We start from the raw sequence: 18,846 nt of genomic DNA, 5'->3' as shown, positions 1-18,846 counted from the left end.
GACTTAGCCCTCCACCAACGAGCCGGGATGTTTGACATAGGTCTCGTGGATGGCCCGCGCAGTGCGGATGGCCAGCGCCCCCACCGTGCCGGTCGGGTTGTAGCCATCATTCATCGGGAAGACCGAGGCCCCGACAACGAAGAGGTTATGCGCATCCCAACTCTGCAGGAGCGGGTTGACCGTTGAGGTCGTCGGATCGCTTCCCATCGGCGTGCCGCCGATCACATGGTCGGATGCGACGATGCCGGCCGTGAAAGGCTTATCGCCGAAATTGAAAGGCGAAACATGGGAGGCACCCATTTCGCGGGCGATCTCGACCGCCCGATCCATGGTGAATTTGGCCATGTTCCGGTCACTTTGTGCGTAATCGTAAGTGACCCGCAAAAGGGGGACGCCGTACTTGTCACGATAAGTCGGATCGAGATCCAGGGTGGCGGCCTTGACCGGCATCGAGCATCCCTGATTGAAGATCACGCCGTAATTTTGATAATACTTGGCATAACCTTTCTTGAAGCCCGAACCCCAGCGTGGCGTGCCTGGCGGCAGCGCGCTTGCCTTGGCGATGGGCATCCCGTCGCGTGACAAGGTGAGCATCCCGGCACCGCCGATGAAACCGAGGTTGCTGTGGTCGAAATTATCGCTGTTGTAGTCGTCGATCTGCGAGCCTAGTGCTCCGGCACCGATGAACGGATTGATCGTCTCCGCTTCGAACCAGAGGTCAGTGCCGGACACGGTCTGAAAGGTGAAATTGCGGCCCACCGTACCAGTGCCGGTTCGCGCGTTATAAACCTCGCTGATCTGCGAGTTCAGAAGGATGCGGGTATTGTCGACCTGGAACGCCGTAAGACAAACAATATCGGCTGGCTGCTCGATGGTATCGCCGTGTTCATTGACGAAGGTAACGCCGGTCACGGTCTTGCCATCGGCGGCTTTATTGACCTTGGTGACGCATGATTTCGTGATTACGCTGAAATTGGAGCGTCGCATCAAGGCAGGAAAGATGCAGGCCTGGGGCGACGACTTGGAAAAATTGCCGCAACCAAAACCTAGGCAGAAGCCGCAATAACTGCAGGCTCCCATCGTCACGCCGAGGGGATTTACGTAAGGCTGTGAAAGATTGGCACAGGGTATGGTGAAAGGATGCAGGCCCATCTTTTCAGTGGCATTATTAAAGATCTCCATCATCCGCAACGTTTTGAGTTTTGGCGTTGGATAATCTCGGGTTCGAGGCCCCTCGAACGGGTTGCCACCGGGCTGGATCTGGCCCTGAATATTGCCTGCTTGGCCAGAAATGCCCGCGATTCGCTCCCAACGATCGTAAAAGGGCTCAAGCTCGGCGTAGGTAATTCCCCAGTCTTGCAGCTGCATCTCGTCGTCTTGGGCCTTTGCCCGGCCGTATCGCTCGATTGTCTTTGAACGAATTTCAAAGGCCCAAGGAGAGAATCGCCAGCCCATGCCGGCCCAGTGAAATCCCGCACCGCCGACCCCGCCGCCGAGTTCGAAGATGCCGAAATCGCGCAATGGCACAGCTGTCTGCTCGGCCCTGTTGCGAAAGGTGACAGTATTGTCGCGGGGCGGCGAGAACAGCTCCTTGCGGATCGCCCAGCGAAGCTCATCGGGATCTACTGCCGGCGGGGTGTGCGTCGAGGTGTCGATCCAGCCGCCGCGATCAATCGCGACGACGTTCAGTCCAGCCCTAGTCAATTCCTCTGCCATCAGCGAACCGGACCAACCGAGCCCGACCACGACCACATCTGTCTTGGGGCGCTTTCGTTCCATGATATCTATCTTTCCGGCTGGCGGAACCGCCTAGTCTTTCGGGATCAGGTTGACGGGCTCTAGGTCGAGCTTTTGGCCCGTACGGTCGGCATAGAGGCGGTAGTCGTAGCGAGCGCCAGGAAAGCCGATCATTTTCCAGCCGGCCATGTTCTTGTTGCCGCCGTAGATCGGGTCGCTGAAATAGCCTTCGCGCACATTCTGCAGCATCAACTCGAAGAAGGCCTTGGTGTTGACCTCGGGAGCGAGCTCTATGTCGCCGTTTTCCATCCCGGCCAGTATTTCATCTTGCCGTGCTGCTTCGAGATCAGCAAACGGGGCGCCGTGCTTGTTTGTCGCCCAAGCGTCGAGCGCCTTCAGGCCTGTGGCGTAACGTTCGCGTGGTGTGGCGATGAACTGCGCCTTTTGCACCATCTTGTCCTCATCCGGTGCTCTGGGGCCCTCGCGATAGAGCGCGGCCCCCTGACCGAATGGGCCGGCAAGCTGTGCATCGAGGAATTCGATGCACCCTGCCTCGGTCGCTGACGGACCGAATTCGTCGGCTGGAATAAGCCGGTCAAAAATCGCGCCGATCGTTCGCCGCTCGCTATCGTCCGTCAAAACGGTGAGCGGGCCGCCGACGCGCACGGATGGAGGTTGGAATGCCCGGTCGAGCGCCATGTCCTGAGGATAATTTCGAACCACCTCGGCCCTGGCCGTGTCGGCAGACACCGCGGGCGCGGCGGCTACAGCTGCCCCAAGAGAGAGCAGAGCTTCTCTTCGTTTCATGATGCTCCAATCAAAGGCACGAATAAAATGCGCACGACAAAGGGCGGAACGACCCGGGCGCAGGTGAGCCGGTCGCCAGACGCGACAAAATCCTGTGTTAGCTCGAAAGAGGGTTTTAAGGCCGCGCCGCTGCTTTGCGAGGTCGGCGGTCCAGTCTGAAGAGGATGAGAACTTCTCCGGCGTGTCGACAGGCGGCCACTCTCAGGGCTACTCCATGTGTAACTTTCGATGATTTACTGCAGACTAATTTTATGTCACCGGGGCGACTAGATGTCGCTCTGCGGCTTGAGGCCTCGTCGAGAGCGTTTCTTTCATTTTGAAAGATTTAATTCTCTCGTGGCCCCGGATGGCTTGGCCGTGTGGGCACGATCGACCACCACGACACGTCTTTTCGCCTACCGACACCTCCAACGTCAGCATAAAGATTCCGATCAGCCGATAGGTGGATGAGATGGGTGAGGGGTCAGAGTGCCTGGATTGGTGGTGGACTTGGATTGAGGCTTATCGGGAATGGAGATCTAAGCCGCATCAATTTGGCTGAAATCGGCTTTGCTCGAGGCGCCATATCATTTTGATGAGTGGACGACTTGCCTGCCTATCTCTATCGATCAGGAGTCTGCCTGGCAGGCGTCTGCATCATGTCATCGCTTGCCCGGGCAGCGCGTTTGTTGCACCGGCGGCGGCTCGAACTGCGCGATCGTTTGTGCGATGGAGGGGTAGCTGACTGCCGATATAGAACTCGATGACGGGCAACATGGTCGCTCATGGCGCGCGATCATGCCAAGCTAGGCGCTACGATCGGAGCGCAAACGGATCGTGGCGGCCGGTCAGATGCAAAATGGTACCTGCTTCACCGCACCCGTTGGCTCAAGCCCGCCTTCAACCACATGCACCGAGTCTCGAAGCCCGCGGAGTGTCGCGCCGACCAATTGCGCCAGCGAGAATTACAGCATCCGGCGATGGCTGGCCGATTTCCGTCATCGGCGAGCAGCATCGTCTTGGACAGCAAACCTCTCACAGCACCTCGTCATCAGCAGATTGAACCAACTGCCAAGTGGTGAGCTTGCAAGGCGTTGCCGGCCCGCTCAGACCGTTGCAGCCAGCGCATCAATGCCGGTCAGTTCCGCGGACAATCGCCACAGTCGAATGGCTTGCTCAGGATCAACAGCGTAGCTCCGCACGCCGACGAAGGAAGGTTCCGGTTCGGTGTCGAGCCGGGCGATATCGCAATCCTCGCAGTAAAGGCCGCCCATCCCGTCCAACTGCGGAGAGGTTGCAGCCCAAACCTGCGTGGCGGCGCCTTGCTGCGTCGTTTTGAAAGTCGGGTCTGCAGGATTGCCATGAGCGTCCAGCCAACCCGCGGCAATCATCTCCTCCTTTGCCAGATGCCGCTGGAGAGGCGTGAAGATCTTGCCCGGATGCAAAGAGAATGCTCGCACGCCGGCATCGCGCCCGAGTGCATCAAGCTGCGTGGCAAACAGAGCATTGGCTGTCTTTGATTGTCCGTAGGCCAGCCACTTGTCGTAGCTGCGCACGAATTGAACATCGTCCCAGCGAATGCCCGAAGCATGATGCCCGGCCGACGAGACGGCGACGATGCGCGCCCCTCCGAGGAGTGCTGGCCAAAGCAGGTTGATGAGGGCGTAATGGCCTAGATGATTGGTCGCGAATTGCGCTTCCCATCCTGGCCCCACCCTTGTCTCCGGGCAGGCCATGATGCCGGCGTTATTGATGACTATGTCGGCATGACTGCCAGTTGCCACGAAGCGCTCGGCAAATGCCCGTACGCTGTCAAGACTCCCAAGGTCGAGCTTTTCGACCTCAACATGCGCCACACCGTGCAACGCCGCTTGTGCAGCAGACGGCCGGCGGGTTGCAACGACGACAGATGCACCAGCATGAGCTAGTGCGCGCGTCGTCTCCAGGCCGAGACCGGAATGACCTCCCGTGACGATAGCAATCTTCCCGCTCAGATCGTGACCTGCCAGAACCTCCTTGGCCGTTGTGCTCGCTCCGAAGCCAGAGAGGAGGGGAGATTGTTTGTCGGGCATTTTGAACCTCTCGAACGGTGGCGAATGGCCTGCAGAGAGATAAATATACCTTTGGGTATCGCACGATACACGCTATAAAGTTCGTTATTCTTATTAGATCGTGCGGAATGTCGTCGTGGACCCTCTTTCCGACGTGCTCTCGCTGTTGAAGCCACGCAGCTACATCTCCGCTGGTCTTAACGCTGGGGGTGACTGGTCGCTCGTCTTTCCGGCGCATGAGGGGATCAAATTTAACGCGGTTATGCGCGGCGCCTGCTGGGTGTCCGTCGAGGGCGTTCCCGAGGCACAGCGGCTTGAGGAAGGAGATTGCTTTCTCCTGACGCGTGGCCGACCCTTTATACTCACCACCGATCTCACGCTCGAACCCGTCGACTCCCACCGGATCTATGACGCGGCCCAGGATGGAGTAGCGACGTGCAACGACGGCGGGGACTTCTTCCTCGTCGGAGGACGCTTCGCTTTCGCCGGGGATCACGTGGACATGCTGTTCGGGGCGTTGCCGCCGATCGTCCATGTGCGGGAGTCCTCCAGCCATGCATCGGTCTTACGCTGGTCGCTGAATGAGTTTGCCTCGGAGCTGGGCAAGGGAGAACTGGGCGGCGTTCTCATCGTGGAGCATCTTGCCCATATCATGCTGGTGCAGGCGCTAAGGCTTTATCTCACGTCATCGGCCGATGGCGGCGTCGGATGGTTCTTTGCCCTGTCCGACCACCAGATCGGCGACGCAGTGCGCGCCATGCACGCTGATCCGGCCCATCGCTGGACGTTAGAAGAATTGGGGCGGTTGGCCGGCATGTCCCGCACCACATTCGCGCAGAAGTTCAAACAGCGCGTCGGAACCACAGCGATGGATTATCTCACCCGATGGCGGATGCTCATCGCGGGCGATCGGCTTCGCAACTCCCGAGAGAATGTCGCGTCTATCGCCTTTTCCCTCGGATATGAATCCGAAAGCGCCTTTAGCATGGCCTTTAAACGAACCATGGCCTGCTCGCCGAGACAATATCAGCGGCAACACGCGATCTGAGCACTGAATGCAGGACTGAGGACGATCCCGCGCCTTAGGTGGCTGGGACGCAGGCATAGTGCCAATCTTCACCGTTTGGGGCTCGGCCAATTGTCGATCCCCATCGTCTCAATTCTCTAGCGGTCTGACGAAAGCTACGTTTCCACGCTGCCGCTAATCCATAGTGGATATTGTGGCAAGACTTTGGAGTAGGGACCTGCCGCGCCCGAGGTCGAGGCGTAACGCATCATGGGATGCCACGACGCCCCACCAAGTCGCGCTTTCCCTAAGTCAGTGGCAGCAAGCACAATCGCCGCTGCAAGACTGAGGACGCCAGCTACTGCGACGGAGAAACCTCGCGAGAATGCGCTTTCCAGCGTTTCGCGAAAAAGCTCGATCTATCACCGTTTGTCCAAACTGCTCGACAGATTTCTGGCGGTCTGAGCTACTCGTGCCGAGCGAGCCCCGTCACAAGACGGTCGCCAACCTTAGCCCCTTCACGTCGGCCGCCGAAATCGCCTTCTTCCGTTCGAACGAAATTGCGAGACCTTGTCGAGCGCGGTGTGCTGAGCATGGAGCCGGCGTCGGACGGAAGCGCCTACCGGGATTATGTCCTAACGGAGCAAGGCCGCAGTCTATTCCTTGTTCTCGTCGCTCTCCGCCAGTGGGGTGAAGACCATCTCTACCGGCAAGGCGAATGTCACTCGCTGCTTGTGGATACAGCCATGGGCGAGCCCGTCGCGCAGCTCCAACTTCGGTCAAAGGATGGGCGCGTGCTGCGTTGGAATGATACACGCGTTCAGAGCGCGTGCGGATATCCCCAGACCGGCAAGCAAAGATCCGGCCTGTCGATGATCCCAGGCGCTCTCAGGTGGACGTGGCCCCATCGCCGAGGCGAACCGACTTACGCGATGATATCTTGCAGGATGGGACGCAACGCGCTCTTGCACTCCAGGCCGACACCAGGAACGTCGGGCAGCGTGACCCTGCCGTCCTCGACCAGCGTGCCATCAGCAAAGCCGCCGAACGGTTGAAACACGCCCGGATAGGACTCGTTGCCACCCAGACCTAGTCCGGCCGCCAGATGTAAGGACATCTGGTGGCCTCCATGGGGATGAATCCGACGCCACGACCAGCCAAGCTCACGCATCGCGGTCAGCGTTCGGATGTAGTCCGGCAGCCCATAGGACAACCCGCAGTCGAACTGCAGGATGTCGCGGTCCGGTCGCATTCCGCCGTAGCGCAGGAGGTTGCGGGCGTCCTGGGAGGAGAAGATGTTCTCGCCCGTTGCCAGCGGGAGCGGGTATGCCTCGGCGAGGACCGCCTGCAAGCGGTAGTCGAGCGGATCGCCAGCCTCTTCGAACCACCGCAGGCCATAGGGAGCGAGCGCCTCGCCGTAGCGTAGCGCAGTCGTGAGATCGAACCGGCCGTTCGCGTCGACGGCCAATCTCGAGCCGTCACCCAGGAGCTTGATGGCGTATTCGATACGACGCCGATCTTCATCCAGCGAGGCGCCGCCGATCTTGATCTTGACCTCCCGATAGCCGAGGTCGAGATAGGTTTGCAGCTCTTCGCCAAGCGCATCCTCGCGCTTGCCCGGAGCGTAGTAACCACCTGCTGCGTAGACGGCGACGTAACGGTCGGCCTCGCCTCCGCGATAGCGATCGGCGAGTAATCGCCAAAGCGGTACGCTGCGGCTCTTTGCGAGCGCATCCCAAAGCGCCATGTCGATAGCGCCCAGTACCACGGCGCGCTCGCCGTGGCCCCCAGGCTTCTCGTTGCGCATCATGATTCGCCAGCAGCGATCCGGGTCCAGATCACCTGCCTCGTCCAGCAGTTCGTTGGCAGGCGCCTCCCGCAGCCGCCGCACGAACCGACCAGCCAGTCCGGCCACGCCATACCGCCCAAGCGAGCCAAAACCGTAACCGACGACCGGCCGCCCGTCGCGGATAAGATCCGTCTCGATCGCGACGAGCGTCGTGTCGAGGCCCGCGAAATCAACGACGGCGTTGGCGCCGGGCGAGGTGACGCCTACGTCCTTGACCAGGACACGCTTCAGACGCATTCGAACCTACCTGATTGTCTGTTTTACGGCCAAAAGTCCGTATCTCTTCGAAAAGTCCGTACCTTTCGCCAACGGTCCCGTCAAGCATGTCCGAGCCCCGCTACCAACTCCTGGCCCGCGAACTTTCGGCGGCAATCGCCGGCGACCGCTATCCGGCGGGGAGTATGCTGCCGAGCGAAGTCGATCTGGCAAGCCGGTTCGGCGTCTCCCGGGCGACCGTGCGCGCGGCTTTGGACATCCTGGAGCACCGCGGCCTCGTGCAGCGACGACGCGGTGCCGGAACGACGGTGTTGAAGCCTGGCGATCACCCAGGATTTGGCCAGACCATCGGAACGATCGAGGAACTGATCCAATACGCTCGCGACACGCGCCGCATCGTCCATTCGGTCAAGACGATCATCGCCGATATTGAATTGGCGGACAGGCTTGGCATCGCGCCGGGGTCGCGCTGGTTGCGGATCAGGGCGACGCGCAGCGTGCCGGGGACGCGCGAGCGGCCGATATGCCTAACCGACACCTACGTTCTTCCCGAGCTGGCAGATGTGCGCCAGCGGCTGGCAAACGAGACACTGGCCGTGTGCGACATGATCGAGCGCGACCATGAGATCGTCACCGAATCGATCGATCAGCAGCTGCAAGCCGTTCTTGTACCGCGCGAGGCCGTCTCGCTGCTCGAGGCGGAAGCCGGCGGCCCGGCACTGCGGATTCTGCGTCGGTATTACGCGACCGACGGACGATTGTTCGAAGTAACAGACAGCCTGCATCCGGCCGACCGCTTCGCCTATCGGATGAGCGTGACACGGGCGAGGCGGCTTGACCACGGCGAGACTGACAGTTAGAGGTTCGCACAACATAAAAAGTACGGACAAGTGGGAGGGTTTGGTGGCTCATGTGAGCGCTTCGCAAGCTCCAGCAGCTCTGCCAGAAAAGCGGAAACAGCCCTTCTATTATCGTGCACCGTTCCAGATCATGGCCGGTATAGTGATCGGAATCCTATTGGGGTTTCTGGCACCGCAGACGGCTGTGGCGATGAAGGTGCTGGGCGATATCTTTCTACGACTGATCAAGACGGTCGTGACACCGCTCGTCTTTTTCAACCTGGTGCTGGGCATCGTCTCTGCCGGCGATCTCAGCAAGGTCGGCAAGCTCGGGCTGCGGGCCCTGATCTACTTCGAGGTCGTCTCATCGATCGCGCTTCTCGTAAGCCTCATCGTCGCGCACTATTCCGGTGTCGGCCTGGATCTGCAGGGACATGTCTCGAATGACGCCAGTGCCGGCGCGGCTTATGCTCAGAACACGCATCTCAGTATCAGCGACTTTCTGCTCCACATCTTCCCTGACAACTTTTTAGGTGCGTTCACAGGTGGCTCACTCCTGCCGGTTATCGTCATCGCCATTGCGTTCGGCGCTGCGGTAATGGGGCTGCCCAAAGACCGGCGTGAAGCGGTCGAGGGCGCGCTGAACCTGCTCTCGGACTGCTTCTTCAAGTTTACCGACATCGTCATGAAGTTCGCGCCCTTAGGCGCCTTCGGCGCGATTGCCTACGCGATCGGCAGCAACGGCATGACGGCGATCTTGTCGCTGGGTTACCTGCTGATCGTGCTCTATCTGATGCTGGCCTTCGTCATCATCGTGGTCATGGGCACGATATGTTGGCTCTATGGCTTCAACCTCTTCGTCTTCCTGCGCTACATCAAGGCCGAGATCTTCCTCCTCTTCGCCACCGGCTCGTCGGAGAGCGCGTTTCCGAGCCTCATGGAAAAATTGCAGCGGCTCGGTTGCTCGAAGCAGAGCGTTGGTGTCGTCCTGCCAACCGGCTACGCATTCAACCTCGACGGCACGAGCGTTTACATGTCGCTGTGCACTATGTTCCTTGCCAACGCCTACGGGGTGCATCTTGGCTGGTCGGAGATGCTGGGTCTTGTAGGCCTCATGCTGGTGACCTCTAAAGGCGCTGCCACCGTCTCGGGCGGCACCTTCATCGTGTTCGCGGCCACGGTCACGGCTGCCGGAATACTGCCGGTGGCCGGACTCCCCTTGCTCTTTGGTATCAATCGTCTCACGTCGCAGGCCGTCTCCATATGCAACGCAGTCGGTAACGCGGTGGCGACACTGGTCGTCGCCAAGGCCAGTGGCGAATTCGATCGCGATGCTATGCGGGACGAGTATGCGCGTGCCTTTGCGAGAGACGCCTGAGCCTTCTCGCCCCTTCCTCTTCCTTAAACCGGATCTCGACCATGGCCAGCACGGTCTTCGATTCTCTGCTCTTTCGGGACATGTTCGGCACGTCCGGCATGCGCGAGATCTTCTGCGACACCGCTCTGATCGGCCGCTATCTGGAGGTGGAGGCAGCACTCGCCCGAGCCGAGGCGAAGCTCGGCGTCATCCCGCAGGAAGCTGGCGCACGCATCGACCTTGCCGCGCGCGAGATCACCATCGATCATGAACGCCTGCGCCACGAAACCGAAATCGTCGGCTACCCGATCCTCCCGCTCGTGCGCCAGCTGGCCGAAGCCGCCGGTGACAGTGGCGGCTATGTTCACTGGGGGGCTACCACCCAGGACATTATGGACAGTGCCGTCGTGCTCCAGCTGCGTGCCGCACTCGACATGGTCGATCAGGATCTTGGCGAGCTCGCGACGATTTTGGCGGCTCTTGCGGAGAAGCATCGCGACACCGTCATGGCCGGCCGAACCCACCTGCAACATGCCCTGCCGGTCACGTTCGGCTACAAGGCGGCGATTTGGTTGTCGATGATCGATCGGCATCGCGAGCGACTTGCCCAGCTTCGCCCGCGGGTTCTGGTGGGTGCCTTCGCGGGCGCTGCCGGGACGCTGGCATCGGTAGCGCCGCGCGGCCTCGAGATCCAGGCAGCCTTCTGCCAGGAGATGGGGCTTGGTCAGCCCGTCATCGCCTGGCACGTGGCGCGCGACAGCCTTGCCGAGGCGGTAGCCTTTCTCGGCCTCGTGACGGGTTCACTGGCCAAGATCGCCACGGACGTCATGCTGATGATGACGAACGAGATCAACGAGGTGCAGGAACCGTTCGTACCCGGCCGCGGCGCTTCGAGCACCATGCCGCAAAAGCGCAATCCGATCTCCTCCGAGCTCATCTTGGCCGCCGCCAAGCTGGTGCGTCAGCACGTGGCGGCGATGCTCGACGCGATGGTACAGGATTTCGAGCGCGCGACCGGGCCGTGGCACGTGGAGTGGGCGGTGCTCCCTGAAGCCTTCATCCTGACTGCGGGAGCGCTGGGTAATGCCCGCTTCATGCTGAGTGGCCTCGTTGTCGATGCTAGGCGCATGCGCACCAATCTCGATCTTACCCACGGCCTCATCGTCGCCGAGGCCGTGATGATGGCGGCTGCCCCGCGATTGGGTCGGCAGCGGGCTCACGACCTGGTCTACGAGGCTTGCCGCACCGCCTTGGAGTCTGATCGCGACCTGGCCGCGGTCCTGGCCGAGTTGCCGGAGATCGTCGAAGCTCTCGGTGGACGGGAACAAGTAACCGTTCACTGCGATCCCGCCAGCTATACGGGGCACAGCGCCGAGATGGTGGACCTTTTGCTCCAGCGCCGGCCACGTCGGTAGCATGACGTTGTCAGGCAGCCAGTCTCGTTGCTCACGCCAGAAGGTGTGGTGAAGGCCTCAAGCGCGACGCCGATGCTCGCCGTGGTAAGAGCTATCCCAACCGCCGCGCCATCTCCCGTTCGGGCAGGGGGCGATGTCGGGCCGGCCGGTCATGCCTAGGCGCACCAGCGCACTCACGCCGAACGGTCGGTCTATGAGCATGGGCTCGCATGGCCGATGAAGGAGGCTGAGCGCCTCCTGAAATCTCCACCGCCCCGGGGGCCTGCTCGCTATCCTTGACGATGGCGATGAGTGGGGAGGCATCTTCTAACTACGGGGTCTCTTGTCGCAGAACGAAGCGCTCGAAACGCGATCTCTGGCCGTTCAGATACGGCGGATAATGGCTACGGGATGGGAGATGCAGGGTTGCCCACACCGGCCATTAAACCGCGCTCCAGTGGCTTCATCATCATTCGCGCGGCCCTTCGACACGCGCGGCCCACATCTCGCGACCACATTTTGACGTCGCCGGCCCGAAGTCAGTGCGGCAGGTCGAGGTTAACCATCCCAGTCGCGCGCTGGTAGTCAGCTGAGCGACCATCATTGCTCTTTGTCCAGGACAGCCAATGCTTCCGTCTGAGACTTACCCGCGTGGCGCAGGTTGAAATAAAGCTCGCAGGTCTTGGTGTAGCTGCGAACACCCTCGTGATCTGCGGGCAGTCCTGTAAATGCCTGAATCAGATCGACCGGGTCTTCCTTGATACCGGCCTCGCGCAGCATCGCTACGAGTTGAAGGCTCCGATTGGCGATCATCCGGTCACTTTCAAGGAAGCGTCGGTCGGCGGTATCGAGCAGTTCGGCGATTTCCTGGACCGTGGCGGGTGCGCTGCCCTTTCCTGCGCGTGTTGCCAGCCATTGCGCTGGCGGCGTTTTCGATCCTGCCTCGAGCCAGGCCTCATCATTCGTCGCATCGCTGCGTACGGTACGACGGCCATCCGAGCCGCCGCTCTTCTTCTTGTTGCTCTCACCGTCGTCGCAGGCCGCCAAGGCTAGCAGAAAGGTGGCCTGCGCAAGCCAGTGGCGCCGCCGCATTAAGCCGCCTTTATCAATCGTGGTCGGCAATGCCGCCTTGGCCATCGGCTGCTTCCTTATGCAAGGGATTTGGCTAGCTGCTCGACCCGTCACTTCTGAGCAGGCGCTGAGGTCCGTGTTCGATCGCGAATTTAACCAGGGCGCCTGTGGTCGAGACGCGTACTTTGTTGCGGAGTTGCGAGGTGATGTTCGCGATCGTGCGATAGCTGAGCTCTAGCCTGTCGGCGATCTCGGCTAGGCTCTTGCCGGCACCCAGCAGTTCCAAGATGTCGAGTTCGCGTGGGCTTAGGTCATGCAGCGGACTGACCTTCGGCCGTAGATTCAACAGGGCAAGCTTCTGTGCCACGATATGACTGAGGTGAACGACACCCTTTCGGACCTGCTCAACGGCGTCCAGCAGCACTTCGGGATCGTCGTTCTTCGTCACGTAACCCATCGCACCCATCTGCAAAGCCCGTGCGGCGAAGACTGGATCCTCGTACATGCTGAAAATCAGGATCTTCACGCCCGGATTGCCTTCGCCGAGCCTACGGATCAGTTCCAGTCCCCCGACGTCGGGCAGATTAAGATCGAGGATGATGATCTCGGGGCGTCGATCCTCGTTCTGCTTTAGGCCATCATGCCCGCTGGCCGCCTCGATGACGTTCGTGTAATCGGCGCTCTGCAGTAGGCGCCGGCACCCACCGCGGACGATCGGGTGGTCATCAATGATAAGAACCAGGGGCGTCGAACTCACGAGCGGCTCCAAATTTTTCCAATCGGAATGGAAAGATCAATCATCGTCCCGCCACCCTCAGTCGTCATTAATCGGGATTGACCACCGAGAAGTCGGACGCGTTCGGCCATGCCCAGTAGGCCAAAGCCCATTTTAAAGGTCTCGGGCCGGCCGATGCCGTTGTCGGCGATCGTCACACGCAGCGCAGGCAGCGCGGTTGGCGTGTGTGCCGGCCGTGGCAGCGTGGCGATCGTTACGATGACGCTGCTGGCTCGGGCGTGACGGGCGATGTTCGTAAGCGATTCCTGGACGATGCGATAGATATGGAGGGCCGCTGTCTCTTCCGGAGCTACGACCTGCTCGCGTGAGGCGACGAACTGCCAGTCGATCTCGGGCATGCGCTCACGCCAGGATGCGACGAGCTGTTCCAGCGCATCGAACAGCCCAAGCTCATCCAGTATCAACGGCCGGAGTTGTTCCAAGAGGCGGTAATTGGTCTTCTGGATGATATCGATCGTCTCCGAAATCGACTGCGTCCGATCCTGGATCGGCGTGCTCAGTGCCGGATTCTGTCTAGCCAGCCGCCGAATTGCTGCGACGTCGGTGCGGATCCCAAACAGGGTGGGGCCGAAGGAATCGTGGAGCTCCCGCGCTAATTCCTTCCGCTCGGCTTCCTGAAGCCACATCAGCCGATCGATCAGCAGATGGTTATCGTCGGCGGTCTGCTTTAGCCGAGCGGCCAGGCTATTGAACTGCAGGCCGATCTTCTCGAGTTCCGCCAGTCTGATGGGCGGCAGGACGGTGTCGAGTTGCCCTTGCTCCAGGGCATCGAAGCCATGGGCGAGATCATCCAGCGGCTTCAAGGCCCGGCGGACTGCCCAGTAGAGCAGGAAGATGATCAGGAGCGACAGGCCGACCAGGAGCGCGGCGAGGAAAGAAAGCTCCTCCCAGATCTCGGTTACCTCGTCCAGGGGGTTCGAGATCATAAACGTGTAGCCCAACGTCCGACCGCCGACGACGATCGGAAACCACTCTGCCTGTAATGGCGGGCTGACCAGATCGTAGAACCACAAGGGCACGTCGCTTGTCTCGTCCCACATGGCCGGGAGGTAGCCCGAACGGATCATGTCGCCCTTGCGAAGTACCACCAGATGAGCATGGCGGATCTGCGCAAACTCGCTCTCTAATGTTCGAAGGCCCACCTCGAACTCGGCCTCGTCGTCGATCTGGCTGATGACCGCCTGCGCAAATCGCTTGCCCAGTTCCATGCTCGAGCGAACCTCGTCGTCGATGCGATCTTGTGCCGCACTCAACGTTGCAGCGATCGCGGCGCCAAGTGCCAGCAGCAGCACCAGGGTAGGGATAAGGACGAGTTGAGCGCGCAAGGAAAAACGTCTCGGCATGATGTGCCGAGCGGGCTGAAGGGGTTTGATTCGTGCGATATTATCTCGGGATATCAACAGCCTATAGCCATTCATTTACCCCTCCCGTCCCTGACCATGGCGGCTCGGATCGGAGGTGCACCCCGCCGTCGGCCCCGCTTTGCTGTATCGGTGGCGTTTACTAGGGGCGCCCCCAACAAGGCGTCAAGGCAGGGGAAAGTTATTTTCCACGATCAAGCAGCATTTTTTGCTATATAATTTAGCACTAAGTGTAAATATGAGTATACGACAAGCAATAATTGCAAGGCCTATTGCAATCTTTCTCCTGTACACTTCACTCATCTAAAACCTAAACCGACCTTCCTTTCTGACATAGAAAGATCCCTATTGCAGTGCACAAATTTTGTACGACCGGTAGGCGAAATGAACGATGGAGCTGACAGCAAGGGCCCCGGCCGGGCCGATCTGCCGGCGGCACAGGGTAGCTAAACGAGAAGGATCGATAATGGGCAAGCTTCTAGCGACCGCATCGGCAGTGGCCTTGGGAATGTCGATACAAATGGCCGGCTCATCCCCGGCATCAGCCAACGACAAGCTCATCGAACTATCCAAGTCCAATGAAAATTGGGTGATGCCCGGCAAGGACTATTCCAGCGACAATTACAGTCCGCTCAGCGAAATCAATCGTGACACCGTAAAGAGGCTGCGGCCGGCCTGGTCTTTCTCGACGGGTATTTTGAACGGGCATGAAGGGGCGCCGTTGGTCGTGAACGGCGTTATGTATGTCCACACGCCTTATCCCAACACCACCTTCGCGCTCGATCTCGATGATCCGCAGAAAATTCTCTGGGAAGACAAACCCAAGCAGAATCCGGCGGCCCGCGCCGTGGCCTGCTGCGACGTCGTCAATCGCGGTCTTGCCTACTGGCCAGGCGACGACAAGACGCCGCCTCTCATCCTGAAGACCCAGTTGGATGGCCATGTCGTAGCGCTGAATGCCAAGACCGGTGAACGCGTCTGGGATATTGAGAATTCTGACATCAAAGTCGGCTCGACGCTGACGATTGCCCCCTACGTCGTCAAGGATCTCGTCTTTGTCGGGTCTTCAGGTGCCGAACTCGGTGTCCGTGGTTATGCGACGGCTTACGACGTGCACACCGGCGAGCAGAAGTGGCGCGCTTATGCGACCGGGCCCGACAAGGACATCTTGCTGGCTGACGACTTCAACGACGCCAACCCGCATTATGGGCAGAAGAATCTAGGTCTCGAAACGTGGGAAGGCGACGCCTGGAAGATCGGCGGCGGTACCAATTGGGGCTGGTACGCTTATGATCCGGGCACCAATCTGCTCTATTACGGGACGGGCAATCCAGCCCCGTGGAATGAAACGATGCGCCCCGGCGACAATAAGTGGACCATGTCGATCATGGGGCGCGATGTCGACACGGGTAAGGCCAAGTTCGCCTATCAGAAGACACCCCATGACGAATGGGACTTCGCCGGCGTCAATGTCATGATGCTCTCGGACCAGAAGGACAAGGACGGCAAGGAAAGGAAGCTCCTAACGCATCCCGACCGTAACGGCATTGTCTACACGTTGGACCGCACCAACGGCTCGCTCGTTTCTGCCGACAAGATGGACGACACGGTGAACGTGTTCACCCATGTCGATCTTAAGAAGGGCGTTCCGGTCCGCGATCCAGAATACGCCACATACATGGACCACAAGGGGACGGATATCTGTCCATCGGCCATGGGCTATCACAACCAGGGCCACGATTCCTACGACCCGGAACGCAAGGCGTTCATGCTAGGCATCAATCATATCTGCATGGATTGGGAGCCCTTCATGCTTCCCTATCGTGCGGGTCAGTTCTTCGTCGGTGCCACGCTTAACATGTATCCAGGCCCCAAGGGGGATCGGCAGAACTCTTTGGGACTTGGCCAGATCAAGTCCTATAATGCCATCACCGGCAAGATGAACTGGGAGAAGATGGAGCGCTTCTCCGTGTGGGGCGGCACCATGACGACCAAGGGCGGGCTCGTATTTTATGGTACGCTCGACGGCTTCATCAAGGCGCGAAATTCCGATAACGGCGACCTCGTCTGGCAGTTCAAACTGCCGTCTGGCGTCATCGGCTATCCGATTACCTACGAGCGCGCGGGCGTGCAGTATGTGGCCATCATGTACGGCGTCGGTGGTTGGCCGGGTGTCGGCCTGGTCTTCGATCTGCAGGATCCGACCGCCGGTCTAGGTGCCGTCGGCGCCTTCAAGAACCTTGCCCATTACACCCAGATGGGCGGCGGCGTGATGGTCTTCTCGATTGATGGCAAGGGCCCCTACGACAATCTGGCGCTGGGCGAGTATACGCCCGAGCAAAAGCGCGCCGACGGCACCCAGTAAGCTTGCAGGGTCGTCGCGGGATCAGCCGATCGCCGACTGATCCCGCTACCCGCCCTTGTCTTTCAGAATTGGGCTGCAGATGAACATCTTTGCCAATAGGCGGTCGGCCATCCTGACTGCCGTCAGCTTCCTGGCCATCCTGGCTATGCCGGCATCCTCGCGGGCACAGTCTCAAGCTCAGGTGGCTCCCGACCCCGGCAAGCTCCGGATTTGTGCTTCGACCGTCGAAAGTCCGTATTCGCTCGGCGACGAATCCGGTTTTGAGAACAAGATCGCCAAGATCCTGGCCAAGGAAATGGGTAAGGAGGCGGTCTTCGTCTGGAGCAAACGTCCGGCGATCTACCTGGTTCGCGACCTCCTGGACAAGAACGAGTGCGACGTCGTGATGGGCCTGGATACGGGCGATGAACGCGTGCTAACGACCAAGCCGTACTACCGGTCGGGCTACGTATTCGTGACCCGTCAGGATCGTAATCTCGATCTGAAGGGCTGGGATGACCCAGCTCTTCGTCAACTTCCAAAGATTGCGGTTGGTTTCAGTACTCCCGCCGAAGTCATGCTTAAGACAATTGGTCGATATGACGACGATGCGGTCTATCTTTATTCTCTTGTAGACTTCAGGTCGCCACGTAATCAATTCGTCCGTGTCGATCCGGGGCGCATGGTGAATGAAGTCGCTAACGGCAATGCGGACCTCGCGATCGCCTTTGCTCCCGAGGTCGGGCGCTACGTCAAGGCTTCGAGCGTGCCTCTGCGCATGACGATGATCCCAGACGACGCAACCCAGGCCAACGGGGAAAAGGTGCCGCAGCATTTCGACCAGTCGATCGGAGTGCGAAAGAACGATCAGGCGCTTCTGGCAGCGCTGGACCAGGCGCTCGATAAGTCACGCGACAGCATCGAACAGGTGCTGGACGAGGAAGGAATTCCAACTCTTCCGCCGCAAACCTGATCGAAGCGACAGGCGACCGGGATCTATCTTAACAAGATCGAGGTTTTATGGACTTGCGTGCTCATAATATTTTCTTGGCTATTGCCTTGTCTGCCGGAACGATTCTGCCTGCCGTTGCCCAGGAATCGTCGGCTCCGTTCGGTTCGACGCTGCCGTTTCAGAACGCCGTCACCGGCGAGCCTCTGGATTGGAGCATGGCGAACGAGGAGGGGCGCGATACTCCGGCGGTGAAGGAGTTTTTTAAAACCGGGCACAATCCCTATACCACCATTCCAAAGAATTGCCTGACGAACTTTGAGAACGTATTCCTCACATCTTGTTCCGGTTGTCACGGCCATCTTGGCGAGGGGAAGATCGGTCCAGGTCTGAACGACAATTACTGGACCTATCCCGCCGGCAAGACGGACGTCGGACTCTTTTCCATCATCTACGGAGGGGCCCAGGCGCAGATGGGTCCGCACTCGGACTTGGAGCTCGACCAGATTCTTCAGGTCATGGCTTGGGTGCGACATCTCTACAAGGACGGCGTAGCTGACGCGACGTGGCTCACCGACGATCAAAAGAAGAGTTTCAAACCGTACGACGAGGCTGCGGATACAGAGGTAAAGAAGACCGAAGATCCCGCCAAGTGCGAAGCGCGACCGTTCGAATAGAACGAAGCACAGAGCAAATCCGCTGAAAAGGAGAGGCTTTCCATGCAAACAACGACTCTGAGGCGTGCTACCCTGGCCGCACTTTTCGCTTTCGGCGCCACGTTGGCGCTGCCGGTTTCTGGCGCGCTGGCCTATGACGGCACGAAGTGCCGAGCGCCGGGTAATTGCTGGGAGCCGAAGCCCGGATTTCCCGACAAGGTCGCGGGCTCGAAATACGATCCCAAGCATAATCCGACCCAGCTCAACAAGCAGAGCGAGTCGATCGCCGGTATGGAAGCGCGCAATGCCAAACGCGTCGCCAACTTCAACAAGACCGGCAAATGGGAGAACGACGTCAGTAAGATCGCTGACTAGTTCTTCAATGCCAGCGAAGCGACGGGGCTTGCCTGAACATGTCCCGTCGCGGCAATCGC

The 18,846-nt window shown here is 59.7% G+C and carries 16 protein-coding genes and 1 pseudogene; 9 read left to right on the top strand and 8 right to left on the bottom strand.

What is annotated here, in order from left to right; genetic code table 11:
• Positions 1-3 precede the first annotated feature (3 nt).
• The 3 genes from CFB17_RS07980 to CFB17_RS07970 all read right to left on the bottom strand — a co-directional run bounded on the left by CFB17_RS07980 (position 4) and on the right by CFB17_RS07970 (position 4,595).
• Complete coding sequence (locus CFB17_RS07980; RefSeq protein WP_088560891.1) at positions 4-1,779, bottom strand: GMC family oxidoreductase; 1,776 nt, start codon at positions 1,777-1,779, stop codon at positions 4-6.
• A 30-nt stretch (positions 1,780-1,809) separates the two neighbouring features.
• A complete protein-coding gene (locus tag CFB17_RS07975) occupies positions 1,810-2,544 on the bottom strand; it encodes a gluconate 2-dehydrogenase subunit 3 family protein (protein ID WP_088560889.1) in 735 nt (244 codons plus the stop codon).
• Between the two features lie 1,085 nt (positions 2,545-3,629).
• Positions 3,630-4,595, bottom strand: coding sequence for an SDR family NAD(P)-dependent oxidoreductase (locus CFB17_RS07970; protein WP_088560887.1), 966 nt, complete (start codon positions 4,593-4,595; stop codon positions 3,630-3,632).
• Positions 4,596-4,710: 115 nt separating this feature from the next.
• Between CFB17_RS07970 and CFB17_RS07965 the strand changes: the two genes are divergently transcribed.
• Together CFB17_RS07965 and CFB17_RS19930 are read left to right on the top strand one after the other, a co-directional pair.
• The gene (locus CFB17_RS07965) at positions 4,711-5,622 is read left to right on the top strand and encodes an AraC family transcriptional regulator (protein ID WP_088560886.1); all 912 of its coding nucleotides are present in this window, start codon (positions 4,711-4,713) and stop codon (positions 5,620-5,622) included.
• A gap of 512 nt (positions 5,623-6,134) precedes the next feature.
• Positions 6,135-6,410: pseudogene (locus CFB17_RS19930) on the top strand (winged helix-turn-helix transcriptional regulator); the annotation flags it as partial.
• Positions 6,411-6,505: 95 nt separating this feature from the next.
• Here the strand turns inward: CFB17_RS19930 and CFB17_RS07955 are convergent.
• On the bottom strand, positions 6,506-7,666 hold the full coding sequence (locus CFB17_RS07955) for a mandelate racemase/muconate lactonizing enzyme family protein (protein WP_088560884.1): 1,161 nt from the start codon (positions 7,664-7,666) through the stop codon (positions 6,506-6,508).
• Between the two features lie 86 nt (positions 7,667-7,752).
• Here CFB17_RS07955 and CFB17_RS07950 point away from each other — a divergent pair, with 86 nt between their 5' ends.
• From CFB17_RS07950 to CFB17_RS07940, 3 genes are all read left to right on the top strand, one after another.
• Positions 7,753-8,505, top strand: coding sequence for a GntR family transcriptional regulator (locus CFB17_RS07950; protein ID WP_088560882.1), 753 nt, complete (start codon positions 7,753-7,755; stop codon positions 8,503-8,505).
• Between the two features lie 79 nt (positions 8,506-8,584).
• Positions 8,585-9,862, top strand: coding sequence for a cation:dicarboxylate symporter family transporter (locus tag CFB17_RS07945; RefSeq protein ID WP_407642392.1), 1,278 nt, complete (start codon positions 8,585-8,587; stop codon positions 9,860-9,862).
• Between the two features lie 41 nt (positions 9,863-9,903).
• A complete protein-coding gene (locus CFB17_RS07940; protein ID WP_088560880.1) occupies positions 9,904-11,256 on the top strand; it encodes a class-II fumarase/aspartase family protein in 1,353 nt (450 codons plus the stop codon).
• Positions 11,257-11,835: 579 nt separating this feature from the next.
• On the opposite strand, the gene CFB17_RS07935 is transcribed toward CFB17_RS07940, so the two are convergent.
• The 4 genes from CFB17_RS07935 to CFB17_RS19600 all read right to left on the bottom strand — a co-directional run bounded on the left by CFB17_RS07935 (position 11,836) and on the right by CFB17_RS19600 (position 15,066).
• Positions 11,836-12,372, bottom strand: coding sequence for a hypothetical protein (locus tag CFB17_RS07935; RefSeq protein ID WP_088560878.1), 537 nt, complete (start codon positions 12,370-12,372; stop codon positions 11,836-11,838).
• A gap of 28 nt (positions 12,373-12,400) precedes the next feature.
• A complete protein-coding gene (locus CFB17_RS07930) occupies positions 12,401-13,063 on the bottom strand; it encodes a response regulator (protein WP_088560961.1) in 663 nt (220 codons plus the stop codon).
• Positions 13,060-14,445: a histidine kinase gene (locus CFB17_RS07925; RefSeq protein WP_165769492.1), complete on the bottom strand. Its 1,386-nt coding sequence runs from the start codon at positions 14,443-14,445 to the stop codon at positions 13,060-13,062. Before CFB17_RS07925 ends, CFB17_RS07930 begins: the two co-directional genes overlap by 4 nt.
• A 363-nt stretch (positions 14,446-14,808) precedes the next feature.
• Positions 14,809-15,066, bottom strand: a complete 258-nt coding sequence (locus CFB17_RS19600; protein ID WP_243389795.1) for a hypothetical protein — start codon at positions 15,064-15,066, stop codon at positions 14,809-14,811.
• Between CFB17_RS19600 and CFB17_RS07920 the strand changes: the two genes are divergently transcribed.
• The 4 genes from CFB17_RS07920 to CFB17_RS07905 all read left to right on the top strand — a co-directional run bounded on the left by CFB17_RS07920 (position 14,972) and on the right by CFB17_RS07905 (position 18,787).
• Positions 14,972-16,828, top strand: coding sequence for a methanol/ethanol family PQQ-dependent dehydrogenase (locus CFB17_RS07920; RefSeq protein WP_322112133.1), 1,857 nt, complete (start codon positions 14,972-14,974; stop codon positions 16,826-16,828). The genes CFB17_RS19600 and CFB17_RS07920 overlap by 95 nt on opposite strands.
• Before the next feature lie 79 nt (positions 16,829-16,907).
• A complete protein-coding gene (gene moxJ, locus CFB17_RS07915; RefSeq protein WP_088560872.1) occupies positions 16,908-17,780 on the top strand; it encodes a methanol oxidation system protein MoxJ in 873 nt (290 codons plus the stop codon).
• Positions 17,781-17,827: 47 nt separating this feature from the next.
• The gene (gene moxG, locus CFB17_RS07910; protein ID WP_088560869.1) at positions 17,828-18,433 is read left to right on the top strand and encodes a cytochrome c(L), periplasmic; all 606 of its coding nucleotides are present in this window, start codon (positions 17,828-17,830) and stop codon (positions 18,431-18,433) included.
• A gap of 42 nt (positions 18,434-18,475) precedes the next feature.
• Entirely contained in the window at positions 18,476-18,787 is a 312-nt protein-coding gene (locus CFB17_RS07905; RefSeq protein WP_088560867.1) for a methanol dehydrogenase [cytochrome c] subunit, read from the top strand.
• The last annotated feature ends 59 nt before the right edge of the window (positions 18,788-18,846 follow it).

It is taken from the genome of Arboricoccus pini, assembly GCF_900187945.1.
GTDB classification, from domain to species: Bacteria; Pseudomonadota; Alphaproteobacteria; order Geminicoccales; family Geminicoccaceae; genus Arboricoccus; species Arboricoccus pini.
The sequence above is the reverse complement of the archived record's forward strand: the minus strand, read 5'-3'. Positions and strand labels throughout refer to the sequence as shown.

Coding starts and splice junctions, on each gene's coding strand:
- CFB17_RS07980 (WP_088560891.1), bottom strand. CDS start 1,779: ATGGAACGAAAGCGCCCCAAGACAGATGTGGTCGTGGTCGGGCTCGGT.
- CFB17_RS07975 (WP_088560889.1), bottom strand. CDS start 2,544: ATGAAACGAAGAGAAGCTCTGCTCTCTCTTGGGGCAGCTGTAGCCGCC.
- CFB17_RS07970 (WP_088560887.1), bottom strand. CDS start 4,595: ATGCCCGACAAACAATCTCCCCTCCTCTCTGGCTTCGGAGCGAGCACA.
- CFB17_RS07955 (WP_088560884.1), bottom strand. CDS start 7,666: ATGCGTCTGAAGCGTGTCCTGGTCAAGGACGTAGGCGTCACCTCGCCC.
- CFB17_RS07950 (WP_088560882.1), top strand. CDS start 7,753: ATGTCCGAGCCCCGCTACCAACTCCTGGCCCGCGAACTTTCGGCGGCA.
- CFB17_RS07940 (WP_088560880.1), top strand. CDS start 9,904: ATGGCCAGCACGGTCTTCGATTCTCTGCTCTTTCGGGACATGTTCGGC.
- CFB17_RS07935 (WP_088560878.1), bottom strand. CDS start 12,372: ATGGCCAAGGCGGCATTGCCGACCACGATTGATAAAGGCGGCTTAATG.
- CFB17_RS07925 (WP_165769492.1), bottom strand. CDS start 14,445: ATGCCGAGACGTTTTTCCTTGCGCGCTCAACTCGTCCTTATCCCTACC.
- CFB17_RS07920 (WP_322112133.1), top strand. CDS start 14,972: ATGTCGATACAAATGGCCGGCTCATCCCCGGCATCAGCCAACGACAAG.
- moxJ (WP_088560872.1), top strand. CDS start 16,908: ATGAACATCTTTGCCAATAGGCGGTCGGCCATCCTGACTGCCGTCAGC.
- moxG (WP_088560869.1), top strand. CDS start 17,828: ATGGACTTGCGTGCTCATAATATTTTCTTGGCTATTGCCTTGTCTGCC.
- CFB17_RS07905 (WP_088560867.1), top strand. CDS start 18,476: ATGCAAACAACGACTCTGAGGCGTGCTACCCTGGCCGCACTTTTCGCT.